This is a genomic window from Pseudanabaena yagii GIHE-NHR1, assembly GCF_012863495.1.
GTDB classification, from domain to species: domain Bacteria; phylum Cyanobacteriota; class Cyanobacteriia; order Pseudanabaenales; family Pseudanabaenaceae; genus Pseudanabaena; species Pseudanabaena yagii.
The window spans coordinates 1,934,089-1,950,634 of record NZ_JAAVJL010000001.1 but is presented as its reverse complement, the minus strand read 5'-3'; the positions used below and the strand labels follow the sequence as shown (position 1 = coordinate 1,950,634).

Annotated in this window: 14 protein-coding genes; 10 read left to right on the top strand and 4 right to left on the bottom strand. The window is 45.0% G+C overall.

The genetic code is table 11. The features are described 5' to 3' along the window. Window positions 1-44: 44 nt before the first annotated feature. Window positions 45-3,608, bottom strand: coding sequence for a methionine synthase (gene metH, locus HC246_RS09060; protein WP_169363102.1), 3,564 nt, complete (start codon window positions 3,606-3,608; stop codon window positions 45-47). 225 nt (window positions 3,609-3,833) lie between these two features. Between metH and HC246_RS09055 the strand changes: the two genes are divergently transcribed. Together HC246_RS09055 and HC246_RS09050 are read left to right on the top strand one after the other, a co-directional pair. After that, a complete protein-coding gene (locus tag HC246_RS09055) occupies window positions 3,834-4,787 on the top strand; it encodes an NmrA family NAD(P)-binding protein (RefSeq protein WP_169363101.1) in 954 nt (317 codons plus the stop codon). Between the two features lie 322 nt (window positions 4,788-5,109). Beyond that, a complete protein-coding gene (locus HC246_RS09050; RefSeq protein WP_169363100.1) occupies window positions 5,110-5,409 on the top strand; it encodes a DUF6825 family protein in 300 nt (99 codons plus the stop codon). A 180-nt stretch (window positions 5,410-5,589) separates the two neighbouring features. Here HC246_RS09050 and HC246_RS09045 read toward each other — a convergent pair whose 3' ends face one another. After that, window positions 5,590-7,200, bottom strand: a complete 1,611-nt coding sequence (locus tag HC246_RS09045) for a NupC/NupG family nucleoside CNT transporter (RefSeq protein WP_169363099.1) — start codon at window positions 7,198-7,200, stop codon at window positions 5,590-5,592. 124 nt (window positions 7,201-7,324) lie between these two features. Between HC246_RS09045 and rpsT the strand changes: the two genes are divergently transcribed. The 4 genes from rpsT to HC246_RS09025 all read left to right on the top strand — a co-directional run bounded on the left by rpsT (window position 7,325) and on the right by HC246_RS09025 (window position 11,492). Further along, a complete protein-coding gene (gene rpsT, locus HC246_RS09040) occupies window positions 7,325-7,618 on the top strand; it encodes a 30S ribosomal protein S20 (RefSeq protein ID WP_126389201.1) in 294 nt (97 codons plus the stop codon). Window positions 7,619-7,931: 313 nt separating this feature from the next. Then, entirely contained in the window at window positions 7,932-8,165 is a 234-nt protein-coding gene (locus tag HC246_RS09035) for a DUF7219 family protein (RefSeq protein WP_169363098.1), read from the top strand. A gap of 332 nt (window positions 8,166-8,497) precedes the next feature. After that, window positions 8,498-10,027, top strand: coding sequence for a DEAD/DEAH box helicase (locus HC246_RS09030; protein WP_169363097.1), 1,530 nt, complete (start codon window positions 8,498-8,500; stop codon window positions 10,025-10,027). A gap of 208 nt (window positions 10,028-10,235) precedes the next feature. Then, window positions 10,236-11,492, top strand: a complete 1,257-nt coding sequence (locus HC246_RS09025) for an MFS transporter (protein ID WP_169363096.1) — start codon at window positions 10,236-10,238, stop codon at window positions 11,490-11,492. A gap of 81 nt (window positions 11,493-11,573) precedes the next feature. On the opposite strand, the gene acsF is transcribed toward HC246_RS09025, so the two are convergent. Beyond that, on the bottom strand, window positions 11,574-12,653 hold the full coding sequence (gene acsF, locus HC246_RS09020) for a magnesium-protoporphyrin IX monomethyl ester (oxidative) cyclase (RefSeq protein ID WP_169363095.1): 1,080 nt from the start codon (window positions 12,651-12,653) through the stop codon (window positions 11,574-11,576). A 511-nt stretch (window positions 12,654-13,164) separates the two neighbouring features. Here acsF and HC246_RS09015 point away from each other — a divergent pair. Next, on the top strand, window positions 13,165-14,853 hold the full coding sequence (locus HC246_RS09015) for a type I restriction-modification system subunit M (protein WP_169363094.1): 1,689 nt from the start codon (window positions 13,165-13,167) through the stop codon (window positions 14,851-14,853). Here the strand turns inward: HC246_RS09015 and HC246_RS09010 are convergent. After that, window positions 14,793-15,080 (bottom strand): hypothetical protein, encoded by a 288-nt coding sequence (locus HC246_RS09010; RefSeq protein ID WP_169363093.1) that lies wholly within the window; start codon window positions 15,078-15,080, stop codon window positions 14,793-14,795. The genes HC246_RS09015 and HC246_RS09010 overlap by 61 nt on opposite strands. A gap of 33 nt (window positions 15,081-15,113) precedes the next feature. Here HC246_RS09010 and HC246_RS09005 point away from each other — a divergent pair, with 33 nt between their 5' ends. The 3 genes from HC246_RS09005 (at window position 15,114) to HC246_RS08995 (ending at window position 16,530) form a co-directional block, all read left to right on the top strand. After that, window positions 15,114-15,719, top strand: a complete 606-nt coding sequence (locus HC246_RS09005; RefSeq protein ID WP_225902931.1) for a Uma2 family endonuclease — start codon at window positions 15,114-15,116, stop codon at window positions 15,717-15,719. A gap of 204 nt (window positions 15,720-15,923) precedes the next feature. Beyond that, on the top strand, window positions 15,924-16,310 hold the full coding sequence (locus HC246_RS09000) for a GIY-YIG nuclease family protein (RefSeq protein WP_169363092.1): 387 nt from the start codon (window positions 15,924-15,926) through the stop codon (window positions 16,308-16,310). Window positions 16,311-16,350: 40 nt separating this feature from the next. Continuing rightward, window positions 16,351-16,530 carry a hypothetical protein gene (locus tag HC246_RS08995; RefSeq protein ID WP_169363091.1) on the top strand — a complete coding sequence of 60 codons (180 nt, stop codon included), beginning with the start codon at window positions 16,351-16,353 and terminating at the stop codon, window positions 16,528-16,530. Window positions 16,531-16,546: the final 16 nt, after the last annotated feature.

The following is a 16,546-nucleotide window of genomic DNA, read 5'->3' as shown; positions in this document are numbered from 1 at the left end:
TTCTACAAATGATTAAGACTTCCTACTTATGACTTTTAATCGATTTAAGCACTGAAGTACTTAGCCACAGGATGATGCACAATCAATGCAGTAGTTGACTGTTCAGGATAAAGTTGTTCGCTCTCATCCATTTCCAAACCAACACGCTTGGCATCGAGCAGATCGAGAAGCTTGTACTGATCCTGCATATTCGGACAGGCGGGATAGCCAAAACTATAGCGAGAGCCATGATAGCGCTGGGCGAGAATATCGCGGATATTATCGGGATCTTCGCTACCAAAACCGAGTTCATGACGAATGCGTGTATGTGTCCATTCCGCCACTGCTTCCGCCATCTGCACCGCTAAGCCGTGAAAATAGAGGTAATCGGTATATTGATTCGCCTTGAATAGTCCTTGAGCAAACTCAGTGGCAATATGCCCAACGGTGACCGCTTGCAAGGGCAAGACATCAATGATTCCCGAATCCTTGGGTGAGAAGAAATCGGCAATGCAGAGACGGCGTTGAGACTTTTGGCGAGGGAATACAAAGGAATTGATTGGCTTCGCGTTCTTGATATTGTCGATATCTTGAGGATTGTAAACATAGACCGTATTTCCTTCCGCTAGGACGGGGAAATAGCCATAGATAGAGGTTGGCGCTAGTAACTTCTCATTGATGATCCGTTCTTTCCATGTATGCAGAATTGGATAAACGGTTTCTTGCAGAAATAGATCATACTCCTCGCGAGGCTGACCTTGGGGCTTGCGAAATTGCCATTGACCTGCAAAAAGTGCTTGCAAATCGAGATTCCAGAATAGTTCCTCAATAGGAATATCTGTACCTTGCAAGATCTTCGTTCCCCAGAAGGGAGGTGTGGGACGGGGAATGTTGATATCAACTGCATCAGAACGACCAGTATCTAAATAGCGTTCCGCAAGCGCCGCCTCTTTCTTCGCCTTATCCTCAGCCGCAGTGGTGGCACTTTCTGCCGAATCTAGCACCTCGTCAAGGGCAAGATTCTCATCTAAGAAGCCTTTAGTATCTTCCCATTTGCCTTCAGCCTTGGCTGGCATATATTTATCCATGAAGTTTAGGTCAGAGAAAGCATCTTTCCCATAAATGACCTTGCCGTTATAGACATTCTGACAGTCGTTATAGACAAATTTAGGGGTGAGTGCTGCGCCGCCGAGAATGACGGGAACAGTGATGCCACGGTTATTAAATTCCTGTAGGTTATCCTTCATGAAGGCTGTGGATTTGACCAATAAGCCACTCATGGCAATGCAATCTGCTTTGCATTCTTCATAGGCTTGAATGATGTTCTCTACCGATTGCTTGATGCCGATATTGACGACTTTGTAGCCATTGTTGGAGAGAATGATATCGACGAGGTTTTTACCAATATCGTGAACATCACCTTTCACGGTGGCAATCAGGAATACGCCTTTATTGGAACCTTCGGCTTTTTCCATGAACTTCTCTAGGAAAGCAACTGCCGATTTCATGGTTTCGGCAGATTGCAGCACAAAGGGAAGTTGCATCTGTCCTGAGCCAAAGAGTTCGCCAACCACTTTCATGCCATCAAGGAGGAATTGATTGATGATTGTCAGTGGTTCGTAGGTTTTTAGCGCCTCAGTGAGTGCGTCATCTAAACCAATGCGATCGCCGTCAATAATATGATTTTTGAGTTTCTCCTCAATCGTGAGATTATCATCAACGACTTTAACGCGCTTTGCCGAAACTCCTTCAAATAGCTTCGTAAATTCGCCAAGGGGATCGTAGGTGCAGATATCACCATCAAATTGACGCTGATCAAAGATTAATTGCCTTGCTACTTCTAATTCTCTTTCAGGAATGCGATTTAGCGGTACGATCTTGCTAGCATGAACAATTGATGAATCCATACCGACTTTCATCGCTTCATGCAAGAATACCGAGTTAAGAACAATCCGAGAAGCAGGATTTAAACCAAAGGAAACATTGGAAACGCCGAGCAATACATGGGTTTCGGGCATCGCTTCCTTGATGCGGCGGATTGATTCGATGGTAGCAGCAGCATTCTGACGATCCTCTTCGATCCCTGTCGAAATCGGTAAAGCCAGCGTATCAAAGAAAATCTCACTGGCGGGCATCCCTAATTCTTCCGTCGCCTGTTTGTAGGCACGGGAAGCGATCGCAAATTTTTTGTCAGCAGTTCGCGCCATGCCTTCTTCATCAATTGTACCGATGACGATCCCCGCGCCATATTGCTTGGCGAGACTTACAACTTTGCAGAAGCGTTCCTCCCCATCTTCGTAATTAGTCGAGTTGAGAATACATTTACCACCCGCAACTTTCAGTCCTGCTTCCATCTTTTCCCATTCGGTGGAATCCAGCATCAGAGGTAAAGTCACATTAGTGACGAGGCGCGATACTAGTTCATGCATATCGCGCACGCCATCGCGTCCCACATAGTCCACGTTCACATCGAGGATATGTGCGCCTTCTTTTACTTGCGATCGCGCGATCGCGACTAGTCCATCCCAATCCTCAGCATTGAGCAAATCGCGAGTTTTCTTAGAACCACTTGCATTTAATCTTTCTCCGACAATGAGGAAAGAATTATCTTGAATGTAGGGCTGGGAGCTATAAATGGAAGCTGCTGACGGAACGACTAGGGGTTCGCGCTTTTTGGGCTTGAGAGTCTTGGCAGCATCGGCTAGAGCTTTGATGTGGGCGGGTCTTGTGCCGCAACAACCACCGATAATCTGCACGCCTAAATCTTCGACAAAGTGAGCTAGATGTCCTTTGAGATCGTCGGGAGTAAGGCGATAAAAAGCTTGTCCACCAACATTTTCAGGTAAGCCCGCATTCGGTACGCAGGACACCACGAAGGGAGAATGGGCGCTCAAATACTGGATATGCTCTTTCATCAAGTCGGGACCTGTGGCGCAGTTCAACCCTAAGATGTCGATGGGATAGGGTTCGAGAATGGTCACAACGGCGGAAATGTCGGAACCGACGAGCATTGTGCCAGTAGTTTCCATCGTTACCGAAACCATGACGGGAATGCGGGGTTTGCCTTCGGCAGTTTTTTTGTCGAAAAATTCAGCGATCGCATTGAGTGCGACCTTAATTTGCAGGACATCCTGACATGTCTCCACAATTAATAGATCTGCGCCGCCATCGTACAGCCCTCCGATCTGCTCGATAAAAGACTCCTTCATCGTATCGAAATCAATATGTAGCAGAGTCGGTAACTTTGTGGTTGGACCGATCGAGCCTGCCACAAAACGAGGTTTCTCAGGGGTGGAAAATTCAGCAGCAACGGACTTGGCTAATTCTGTCGCCTTTTTGCTGAGTTCGTAAGCTAAATGCCCCAAATTATATTCATTCAAGACGATCGACGTACCGCCAAAGGTATCCGTCTCGATTACATCGGCTCCTGCCTCTAAAAAGTCACGATGTACTTTGGCGACTGCTTCAGGCTTCGTCATCACCAGATACTCGTTGCAACCCTCATACTCTGCGCCGCCAAAATCTTTGGCGGTAAGGTTTTGGACTTGCAAATTTGTTCCCATCGCACCATCAAAGACAATGACGGGGCGATCGCTGCTATGAAGACGTTCCAGAAACAGACTGGTCATGTGATGTATACCCTAGGCTAATGAAGCTACTCTACCAAAAAAACATGTAGTGATTTTGCGGGTAGGTGGTACTTTGTGCTGCCTTACCTCAAAATTTAGATCGCGTGACTCTCAACTCTATCTACAGCCAGATATCGCGATCCCTAGTCTCGCTTACCAAAAGATGTCACCAAATATCTGTTAGATTTATATATGTTTACAAAGTTATTTTAATAAAAAAATTTTATGAGCTTACTGATCGTAGGTGCGACAGGTACACTCGGTCGTCAAATAACCCGTCATGCACTGGATCGGGGGCTAAAAGTTAAATGTCTAGTTCGTTATCCTAAAAAAGCGGGCTTCCTCAGAGAGTGGGGTGCTGATTTAGCCGCAGGCAATCTGATGAACCCTGAAAGTATTGATGATGCACTAGAAGGTGTCACTGAGGTAATTGATGCCGCGACAACTAGGGCAACTGGTTCTCTGAGAATCAAAGATGTTGATTGGCAGGGTAAGGTTTCCTTGATCCAAGCAGCCGAACGAGCCAATGTTCAGCGATTTGTATTTTTCTCGATCCTTAATGCTGAGAAATATCCTGCTGTCCCATTGATGGATATCAAAAACTGTACTGAAAAATTTCTTGCATCTACTGATCTCAACTACACCATTCTCAAGCCCTGTGGATTTTTCCAGAACTTGATTGGTGAATATGCGATCCCCATCCTCGAAAATCAAACCATCTGGATTGGCGGCGAATCTTCACCGATCGCCTACATGAATACTCAAGATATCGCCAAATTTGCGATTCGGGCGCTAGAAGTTAAAGAAACTGAACGGCAATCCTTTGCGATCGCAGGTCCCAAAGCATGGCAACCCAGCGAAATCATCAAACTCTGCGAAAGAATGTCGGGACGCACCCGCCGCACAGCTAATATGCCCCTCGGACTTTTGCGATTTGCCCGTAAGTTTGCCCTAGGCTTTGAATGGGGTTGGAGTTTTGCCGAGCGCATGGCATATGCTGAAGTCCTTGCCAGTGGTATTCCCCTTGATGCCGACATGACGGAGACCTACAAAATCTTTGGTCTTGCGGAAGAAGACATGACTACCCTTGAGTCCTATATGCAGGAATACTTTAGCCGTATTCTCAAGAAACTGAAGGAGCTAGATTACAAAGAACCAAAAATTAAAGCTCCTTTTTAATATGTCTCATAGCATTTTTCAATCAAGGAAAGTATTTTCCCTCCTTTGGAGGGAAAATACTTTCCTTGATTCACTAGACTAGGAAACGCTATAAGTAGAAAGACTTAATTATAGGAGTCTTTGCTTTACCTACAGCACAATGGAAACTTCTATAAAAAGTGTTGTGTATTTACCACACCTTCTAATCTCTAACTTTATTGCTATATTTTTAAGTAGCAGTTAGACAAACAGCTTCCAAGCCAATTTCAATTGACGAGTGGTAACTAGTAGTTAAATCTAATACCTAATAATTTAGATTCATATAGATCCAATAATTAAAATTATGAGCAAAACTCCATTAGACGCTTTCTTTATTGGTAGAGCCACTGCTGAGGCTGTAATCGATCGCATTGAACATACCGTAACCGATGCCCTTAGTGCCTTGGGAAAATTTGATGCTGAGCAACGCGAACAAATCCGTATCTTTGTTGAAACCGTTCTCGAAAAGGCTGAGCAACAAAAGGGTAATGTAGTCACCGAAGATAGCGATATCGATGCCGATGAACTACAAGAAACTATTGATAACCTCCGCGCCGAAATTGCTCAACTAAAATCAGAACTACAGCAATATCGCGATCGCTAAAAAAGCCTAACAAAAAAGCCTCGCGATGCGAGGCTTTTTTGTTTTAACGTGAGTTCGGGATTTGAGAGAAGGGTTGCGTAGTAACCCCTCTCTTAAATCCCAAAAGTAAAAGCCTTGCTATGCAAGGCTTTTACTTTTGGGATTTTAAAATTTGCCAACTTAACCCGAATTGACGTTGTTTTAGCGTAATGAAGGTGACGCTTTGGGAGAAAAAGTCGGTGAAGCGGAAGGATTAGCACTACTCGGAGAATTAGGAGATGGACTAGGAGGGGTGCTAGGTGAAGTTGACGGGTTAGCACTAGGAGCAACTGTCGCCGCAGGTTTAGCCTGTGATGGATCAGCTTTTTTCTTCTCTCCCAAAATACTAGGACTGCCATCGTCAAACACCCCTGCAATACAAGCAATCATCATCGTTGCCAATGTGCCTACAAATAGAGCCTTCCAGCCCAAATCAGAAATATCACGCCGACGCGATGGGATCAAGGCGATCGTGCCACCTACGAAAATACCAACTGACGCAAGGTGAGCGAATCCCGATAAGGCATAGCTGACAATAATCACAGTGCGATCGCTAATCAGTCCATCTTTCGATGCTTGAGCCAAGGCTTGATAGGGTGGAATCGCTGTCTCTAACAAACGCCGACCAATAATTACCGAAGCAGTCCAAGAGTCATCTAGTGATACTCCAGTAAGCAAAGTCAAAGGATAAAACAAAGCGCCTTGGATATTGGGCAGATTAATCACTTTGAAAATATCGCTGACAGTAGCCAGTGAAGCAAAAATTTGATTGATCAGATCCACTAAGCCAACGATCAAAATCAAAATTGCAGCGATCGATGCTGCCATCTTCAAACCATCCAATGCGCCAATAATCGTGGCATCCATCGGACTCATTCGCTTCATCGTCTCGCCACCAGCATTTTCTAGCTCGCCATCATCTTTAGGCTTCGCTGACTTATCTTCCTTAGGAATCCCACCCATAGTTAAGGGGACTTCTGTTTCTGGAACAAGGATTTTCGATAGTACAAAACAGGCGGGGATCGCAATAATCGAGGCTGAAACTAAGTGTCCCAGAATATTGGGGAAAACTGGCTTTAAAAAACTCGTATAAATTGCCAAGGTCGAAGAAGCCGCTGTCCCAAAACAACAAGCCAAAATGGCACATAACTCACTGCGAGTCATTTTGGGTAAGTAAGGCTTAACCACGATCGCTGCTTCAATACCAACAAAAATATTTGCCGAGCCGCTTAGAGCTTCTGCTCCACTCAAACGCATCGTCCAGAAAAATATCTTGGCAAATACATTCACAATGATTTGGATAACTCCAAGATTTTCTAGCAACGCCATAAAACCTGAGAAAAAAATCACCGCAGGCAATGCCCGAAATGCAAATACATAGGACAAACGATTTGTCGTACAGTACTTCGCCGCCGCATTGGCTGCACTAGTGAGATCATCAAGCAAAACCTGCCCAGGGGCGCAAGTACCATCAGGCTTCACAGGCAGCAGTGCATATGGCTCCTGTCCTGTCGGTGGTACGAATAAGCGCCCAAACACAAATCTTGCCCCAGTATCCGCCGAGTCAAATAAAGCATTCAGCAAATCGCTAAATCTCTGCAACAGATCTCTAGTTGCAGGTAGCTGAAACACAAAAAATCCTAGAACTAATTGTAAGCCGATGCCCCAGATAATGACGCGCCAAGGAATGACCCGCCGATCCTCAGAAAAGATCCAAGCCACAAAGCACAAGCCAAAAATGCCGAAAAAAGAAACAAAATTCAGATAGGTCATTGGCGTTTGAGGAAGAGATTAGTCAAAGATTAAAAAGTAAATTGGTTTTACTATTGCAAAATCTAATCAAAATGTTACGATGATAAATGCTTTAAACCATGTCATTTCGTTAAAGGAATAAACTGTGGCAAATATCAAGTCCGCAAAAAAGCGCATTCAGATCGCTGAGCGCAACCGTCTGCATAATAGATCATATAAGTCAGCCGTCAAGACCCTAATTAAAAGCTATTTAGAAGCGGTCGATACCTATAAGGCAAATCCTACGCCTGAGGCTTTAGAAGCAGTGAACGCAAAACAGTCTCTTGCCTATAGCAAAATAGATCGCGCTGTCAAGCGTGGCGTGTTACATGGCAACACAGGTGCACGTCGTAAAGCAAAACTCGCAGTTGCTTACAATAAAGCTACTGCTGCCAAGTAAGTTCCATTGTCTTAATCAGCATTAAGCACTAATGTTGCCTGATCATGAGCATTTGCAATTAATCACTGGTGGAAACGCAGTATTAAATTGTATTTGAGTAGTCTAGATTACTAGCTTCTTAATATGAATTTGCTATGATTAATTTGGTAATGATTTGAGATTGATCAACTTAGATGATGGTCTGATGACATTTTGTTGATGACCTGCGTATTCGGGCAGGTTGCAGAATAATCGCTTTTCCCCACATCTGCATCCGTCTGCGATCTTGAGATCTTCTCAGCCTGTCCCGCTTACACCTATTGGCTAAACGCCCATGTCTAATATTGACAAAGATCGGTTTTTAAACCCTATCCCAAGTTATAGGGGCGAGTTTTCTCCAGAGAATTTAGCTTTTAATGCTAACTTGCAAGAATTTACGAATCGCGTGTCGATCATATGTGCCTTAGAAACTGGTGGTAAGATCTCACCCAATGAAGCTTATAAACAGATCAAGGATCTGTGGACAGAATTGGATCAATCCAAACAAAACCTTTTGGCTGATGACTAATTTTAATTTGAAATCTAGTCTCAGCAGTGACTATTGGCTCAAACTAACCCTTACCATAGGTATAAATCCTCGAAAAGTTTGTTTACAATCTTTAACATAGGTTTATACTAGAAACAATTAACTTCATTTTGCTGACTTCTCCCATTGCATGACTATCCAAAGCAATCTTAATCTTTGGAAGCTGAGGTTTTCATAAAAAAGCTCTTTTTAAACTGCTTAAAATTTAGGGCAGAGATGTCCTTCGGCTTTGTTATTGATTGTTTATCGCGTGCGATTGGCAGAATAGGCGAACTGTTCTTAGAACAAATTTGCTGCAAATCTTAGGATCATCCATGCCCTCATCTTTTATTTCTCTCGGTATTTCAGAAGCGCGAGTTGCTAAGCTCGAATCCATTGGCTTTACAGAGCCTACAGCTATTCAAGAACAAGCAATTCCCCAATTACTCGCAGGCGCAGATGTACTCGGTCAAGCTCAGACTGGTACTGGTAAAACTGCTGCTTTTGCTTTGCCGATTTTGGAACGTTTGGATCTCAATGACGACTCTTTACAAGCCCTGATCTTGACACCCACTCGCGAATTGGCGATTCAAGTCGGACAGGCTTTGCGTAGCTTTAATACAAAGCCCGGCGCAAAAATTCTCACTGTATATGGTGGCTCCGCAATCGATCGCCAAATGATTCAATTGGATCGTGGCGTTCATGTTGTTGTCGGTACTCCTGGTCGAGTCATCGACTTGATGGAGCGCGGCAAACTAAAACTAGATAAACTAGCTTGGTTCGTTTTAGATGAAGCTGATGAAATGCTCAATATGGGCTTCATTCAAGATGTTGAAAGAATCTTGGTAACAACTCCTTCAACTAAGCAAAGCACTTTCTTCTCGGCAACGATGCCTCCTGCGGTCAAGCGTTTAGTGAAGAACTTCTTGAAATCTCCTGTGACTGTGAAGGTAGAGACTCAGGATTCTACTCCTACTCGTATCGATCAACAGATTTATCTTGTTCCTTATCACTTGACTAAGGAAGAAGCTTTATTGCCTGTTTTGGAATATGAAGCGCCAACTTCGGCAATTATCTTTGTTCGTACTAAAGATTCTGCAAGTCGTCTGACAGAGATTCTGCAATCCTCTGGACATAGCGTTGATGAATATCATGGCAACCTTTCACAGTCTCAGCGTGAAAATCTCTTGCGTCGCTTCCGTAATCAACAGGTGCGTTGGGTAGTTGCGACTGATATTGCGGCGCGTGGTTTGGATATCGATGGTTTGACTCACGTATTTAACCTTGATATTCCTGATGATCCTGAGCGTTATGTTCACCGCATCGGTCGGACTGGTCGTGCTGGCAAGAAAGGGATTGCTATTACCTTGATTTCTGGAAAAGAGCGCTACAAGTTGCGTCAATTGGAACAACAAGTGGGAATGCCTCTTCCTCCTCAGCCTTTGCCTAATATTGCTCAAATTCAAGAACGCCGTATCGGTCGCTTTACTGAGCAAATTCTAGAAGCATTGGCAGGTGAGCGTTTGGCTTCTTTCTTACCTTTGGTATCGCAATTGGTTGAGGATTACGATCCCCAAGCGATCGCTGCTGCTGCCTTGCAACTCGCCTATACCCAATTGCAATCTGATAAGGCTGAGCAAGCTGCATTGCAAGTCTTGGCAAAACAGCCTCATAGTCCTTCTGGACGCGATCGCGATGGTGGTTCTTACAACAGTGGTAGACCCATCAAGCGCGGTCAAAGCGGTTACCGTGGTGATGGTGGTCGTTCTGGCGGCGGTCGTGATGGTGGTGGTCGTGATGGCGGCTATGATTCCCGTCGCCCTTCCCGCGATCGAGATCGTTCTTCCGCTCCAGTTAAATACTAGGAAATCAATTACAAGCTTTGTTTAGCAAAGCTTGTAATTGGAAAGTATTTCACCCTATCGCTTGATATTTTTCATTTGGAACTTAAGAGATAATCATAAGTACCGAATCTTAGCCCAAGCCGTTTGTGGAAGCTCCTTTCAAATGGAGTTATTACAAATTGCTTGGGTTCTATATTTTTGTGATCATTGAATGATCATTTTTGAGAACATGCAGTCCTTTAATACTTTTTCAACACTTGATACTGACCTTCGCAAAAATCTGACTGCGGTTTTTTGGGCAGGACTATTTTTCTGGTCGAGTATGGCATCACAGTTGCCAACTATTCCTTTATATATCAGTACCTTAACGCATTCCTATGACCAAATTGGGATTGTTATGGGTTCCTTTGCGATCGGTTTACTCATTTTCCGTCCCTATTTAGGTAGACTTTCAGATCGGAAAGGAAGAGTCTACACGATGCGTGTGGGTTTAATCGTGGCAGCGGTAGTTCCCCTATGCTATGCCCTATTGCCTTCTATTCCTTTGTTGATCTTCTTTCGAGCAGTGCATGGGATTAGTATTGCCGCCTTTGCCTCAAGTTATAGTGCTTTGGTTGCTGATCTTGCGCCAATTGAAAAACGTGGTGAAATCATTGGCTATATGAGTTTGGTGAATCCATTGGGGTTGGCGTTTGGTCCCGCAATAGGTGGTTTAATGCAGGAATTTTGGGGATATCAGCCTCTATTTGTCACAGCTTCATTGCTATCAGTGGCAGGGCTATTGCTGACAATGCAGATTGGTCGTGAGGGCGATCGCCAAGTGCTATCTTCTAAAACAACTGCTAAATTAGGCTTTTGGCAAACTTTCCTCAATCCTAGGGTGAGAGTACCTTCTACCGTTCTCTTATTGGTTGGGCTAGCTTTTGGAACTCTCAGTTCTTTTATGCCTTTGCTAATGCAACAGAAGCATATTCCGCTCAATGCGGGGCTATTCTATATGGCGGCGGCTTTGTCTGGATTTATCATTCGCTTTCCTGTAGGGCGGCTCAGTGATGAATGGGGACGTGGCATCTTTATTTCCATTGGGATCCTGTTTTATGGCATATCCATGGCATTAATCTATTTCGCTAGCCAAAGTTATGAATTTCTGTTGTCGGGCATTGCTGAGGGCATCGGTTCAGGAATTGTGATTCCTGCTATTGTCGCCTTGCTTGCCGATCGCACAGTTCCTCAAGAGCGTGGCTATGTATTTGGGATGACATGGGTTGGCTTTGATGTGGGAATTGCTGTGGCAGGTCCAATTATGGGCAAGCTAATTGGAGTTGTGGGAATCACAAATATCTTTGCGATCGCTACAGGACTTTGTATGGTGGGACTTGTGATTTTTGCTACCCAGTCTAATAAAACTGTAGCTGAGTCATTTAAATTTGCGATCGGTCAAACTAGCGATCGCTACGCAATCAAAGGCATCGTATCTCATGCTTAAAAAAATGAAGCACCGTAGCAATTACGGTGCTTTGTTACCCCAAAAAAGAAGCGGTACTATGTACCGCTTCTTTTTTGGTAATTAGAGAACTACGCCTTTGGGTGTAGGAATAGAAGGCTGAAGATACATGGTCAAGAATTGGAAACCATTATTAGCAAGGAGAGGAAGCTTTTGCAGCTTCTTCACCCATTCTGGAGCATTGGACTCATCAATCTTCGAGAGCTTTGCATTATTCTCTTCGCACTTCTTGAGGCAAGACCAGAACTTAGGATTCTCCAAATCCATAATTACTGGGAAAGCCTTGGCTGCATCACGATTAGTTTCACGAAGAACTTCATCGACATACTTTCTGGTATCCATGCCGATCGACTCGTAGAACTCATTGCGAACACAAATATCATTTAGATACATGGTTGCAAATACGGATAGTAAAAAGAACTTACTCCAGAGATTGGCTCTAATACCCTTGATATTATTCTTTTCACTGCGGAGCAACAAGCTGCAGAAGTCACCGTGGCGGCTTTCATCTTGACACCAATTTTCAAAGAAATTGAAGATGGGGTAGATGCGATATTCAGGATGGGCAAGGAAATGCTGGTGAATTTTGATATAGCGCCAGTAGCCAATCTTTTCCGAGAGATAGGTAGCGTAGAAAATAAACTTTGGTGCGAAGTAAACGTATTTCTTGGTTTTTGATAGGGTCGAAAGGTCAAGTTGCAGATCAAAGTCTGGCATGGCTTTATTCAAGAAACCAGCGTGACGTGCCTCATCACGGCTCATCAGACTGAAAATCTCTGCCATGAGAGGATTTTTGTCCTTGATTTTGACTGCAATTTCTTTGTATAGCAAAAATCCTGAAAATTCAGAGGTGCAAGAACCTTCTAGGAAAACACGGAAATGCTCTCTTACCTTAGGATCGATATGATCCCAGTTTTGGTTGAAATCAGCAGTACGGACAAAGTGACGACGGTTATAGTCAAATTTGAACTCTTCGAGGATAGCTTCATAGTCTGGCTTGAGGTCGAAGATGTCCATATTTGCCATCGCTTCAAAGTCAGTGGTGTAGAAGCGTGGAGTGAGGATGGTTTCGCGTCGGCCAGTCCCGTTAACCTTTTGTTGGGTTGACTGGCTTACATCGGGTTTAGAAGGAGTAGCTACCATAGTTCGTGCGTTTTCTTAAATTCTGTTAGAAGATTTTGCTGATAAATTGCAGTTTATATACCTATATAACTGCCTATTTTACGACTACTGTTTAGTTTATGGGTAGTTATATCTAGAAATAAGGTTTGCTTGTTAAGAAGCGTTAAGCAAGATCCCTGAAGCAAGCTGTGAGATTTGCAACTGTATAGCGGTTAGGGACTTGCTATTAATTAAAGTACCTGTGGCTTCGACTCCGCTCAGCGGCTTCGACTCCGCTCAGCGGCTTCGACTCCGCTCAGCCAACGTTAGCTTCGACTTCGCTCAGCTAGCTGAGCGGAGTCGAAGCTAACGTTGGTGGGACATTTTTTATCCGCAATAGCCTTACCAGCCTAGTGAAGTATGGGTTTGTTTCCTCCCCGAAGGCAGGGAAGCAAACCTCCGTACCCCGTTAAAAATCTAATAGCTTGTTAAAAGGGTGTAAAACTGTTAATTGCCCAGAATTTTTAGAATCAAGTAGATAAGCAGGCTAACTATGATCTCAGGGGAAATTAAGAGTCAAATCGATCGCATTTGGGATGCTTTTTGGTCGGGTGGGATATCGAACCCGCTTGAGGTGATTGAGCAAATTACTTATTTGCTGTTTTTAAAGCGCCTTGATGAGCTACATACCCTAGAAGAAAACAAGGCAAACCGCACCAAGAAACCAATGGAGCGGCGGATTTTTCCAGCGGGAAATGATGATAAGGGACGTGCCTATGATGAAATGCGCTGGTCTAGGTTTAAGCACGTTGCGGCAGCGGAGATGTATGAGCTTGTTAACGATCATGTGTTTCCGTTTTTGCGATCGCTAGGTGGTGACGGTTCAACTTACGCGCACCACATGAAGGATGCAAGGTTTACGATTCCGACTCCTGCGCTGTTGGCTAAGGTGGTGGATGCCTTGGATGGTGTGCCGATGGACGATCGCGATACGAAGGGCGATCTCTATGAATATATGTTGGGCAAGATTGCCAGTGCTGGTCAGAATGGGCAGTTTCGGACACCACGCCATATTATTCAGTTAATGGTGGAGCTAACTGCTCCGACGGCGGGGGATGTGATTTGTGACCCTGCGAGTGGGACTTGTGGCTTTTTGGTGATGGCGAATGAGTATTTGAGATCGCATTACCCTGAAATTTTGCGCGATACCAAGCTCAAGGATCATTTTCACCATCGGATGTTTCATGGTTTTGATTTTGATAACACGATGCTGCGAATTGGCAGTATGAATATGCTGTTGCATGGGGTGGAAAATCCAGATATTCGCTACAAGGATTCACTGGCTCAGGAACACGCAGGGGATGAAGGGGCTTATACGCTGATTTTGGCTAATCCTCCGTTTGCGGGTTCCTTGGACTATGAGAATACGGCTAAGGATTTGTTAGAGATTGTCAAAACTAAAAAGACGGAATTGCTATTTCTAGCGTTGTTTTTGAGGCTTTTGAAGACAGGCGGACGGGCGGCGGTGATTGTGCCTGATGGAGTTCTATTTGGTTCGTCTAAGGCTCATAAGGAACTTCGCCAAGCTTTGGTGGAAGAGCAGAAGTTAGATGGGGTGATTTCTTTGCCTAGTGGGGTGTTTAAGCCCTATGCGGGAGTCTCGACGGCGATCTTGTTATTCACAAAAACGGATTCGGGTGGAACGGATTTTGTCTGGTTTTATGATGTGAAGGCGGATGGTTTGAGTTTGGATGATAAGCGATCGCTTTTATTGTCTGATGATAAGCAGGGGGCTGTACCTGTGACACCGTTGACGGATGAGGAGCATTCTAAAAATAATTTGCCTGATGTGTTGAGGCGTTGGCGTAGTTTGTCTTCGACTTCGATGGCTTCGACTCCGCTCAGCCATCGGCAAAAATCTAGCTCCCTGAGCGAAGTCGAAGGGACGGTAAACGAAGCAGGAGATTCTGGTGAGGTTTTGGCTTCGACTCCGCTCAGCCAGCGTAGTTCTGAATACGATCGCCCTAGAACTGCTCAAAGTTTTTGTGTGCCGAAGGCGGATATTGTGGCGCAGGGCTATGATTTGAGTTTGAATCGTTATAAGGAGGTGGTACATGAGGAGGTCGATCATCGCGCTCCTAAAGATATCATTGCGGATTTGGCGAGGTTGGAGGCGGAGATTCAGGAAGGAATGAAGGAGTTGGAGGGATTGCTGGCTTCGGCTTCGCTCAGCCAACGATAATCTAGCTCTCTGAGCGCTTGCCCTGAGCTTGTCGAAGGGTAGACGGTAAACGAAGCAGATAAGTCTCTGCCGCAGAGATAAATGGTCTGTCTGCGTTGTTGTTCCCTTCGACTCCGCTCAGGGAACGGCTTTGTATTTCGCTCAGGGAATGGCTTTGTACTTTGCTCAGGGAACGGCTTGCTACTTCGCTCAGCCATCGGGCGATCGCACTCAGCTAGCCATCTCATATAATTACTACATAGCGCATAGAAGGAAAGTCGATGACTATGGCGATCGCAAAACCAACTTCTCCAGAGATCAGCCAAGAAAGTTCGCAAAAAATCACCTTTGAGGAGTTTCTTGAGTTTGATGATGGTACGGACTTTATGTATGAGTTGGAGCATGGAGAATTGATACAAATGGCTTCTGAGAGTGAGATCAATCAGCGTATTGCGTCTTTTTTGTTTTCTTACTTTTTGCAATTGGGCATACCTTACTATCGGCTCAGGATGAAGAGTGAGATCGCGGTAAATAGCCAAAGGGTAGGGGTGCGTGTGCCTGATTTGGTGATATTTTCTGAGGAGTTGGCGGCGGTGATGCAGGGGGCAAAGCGATCGCTAGTGATGTTGGATATGCCTGCGCCTGAGTTGGTGGTGGAGTTGGTCAGTCCTAGTCAGGAAAGTCGGGACTATCGCTATAAGCGCTCTGAGTATGCAGCGCGGGGAATTTTAGAATATTGGGTTGTCGATGCGATCGCGCAAAAGGTTACTCTTTTTCAATGGGTGGAGGGGTTTTATGATGAGTTTGTGTTTACAGACGATATGGTAATTAATTCGCCTTTATTGGGTGAGTTGACTTTGACGGCGGCGCAGGTTTTGCAAGGATAGCGATCGCGTTTTGGCTGAGGCGATTTATGTATAGAAATCTAGCTCCCTGAGCGAAGTCGAAGGGACGGTAAACGAAGCAGACAAACTACTGCCGCGCGGATAATTGGTCTGTCTACGTTGTTGTTCCCTTCGACTTCGCTCAGGGAACGGCTTTGTACTTCGCTCAGCCATCGGTCTTCTAGAAGAAGTAGCTTAAATGGATTTATGGCACATATGTATATTTTGGAGTGTGTGGATGGGAGTTACTATACGGGTAGTACTACGGATTTGGAGCGGCGATTGGAGCAGCATCAGCGCGGTGAGGGGGCAAGGTATACGGCGAAAAAGTTGCCTGTGAAATTAGTGTATTGTGAGTTTTTTGAGCATGTGGCGGATGCTTTTTATCGTGAGAAGCAGGTTCAGGGCTGGAATCGTAATAAGAAGCAGGCGCTGATTGCTGGTGACACGAATTTGCTGCATGAGTTTGCGGCTTGTCAAAATGAGTCACACTACAGTTGCCTGAGCAATTCTAGCGATCGCAATAAATCTAGCTCCCTGAGCGAAGTCGAAGGGACGGTAAACGAAGCACGAAAGTCTCCGCCGCGTGGATAAGTCGAAGGGACGGTAAACGAAGCAGGAAAGTCCCCGCCGCGTGGATAATTGGTCTGTCTACGTTGTCGATGGCTTCGACTCCACTTCGACAAGCTCAGTGCATCGCGCTCAGCCATCGGGCGATCGCATTCAGTCATTGAGGGATCGCAATAAATCTAGCTCCCTGAGCGGAGTCGAAGGGACGGTAAACGAAGCAGAAAAGTCCCCGCCGCGTGGATAATTGGTCTGTCTACGTT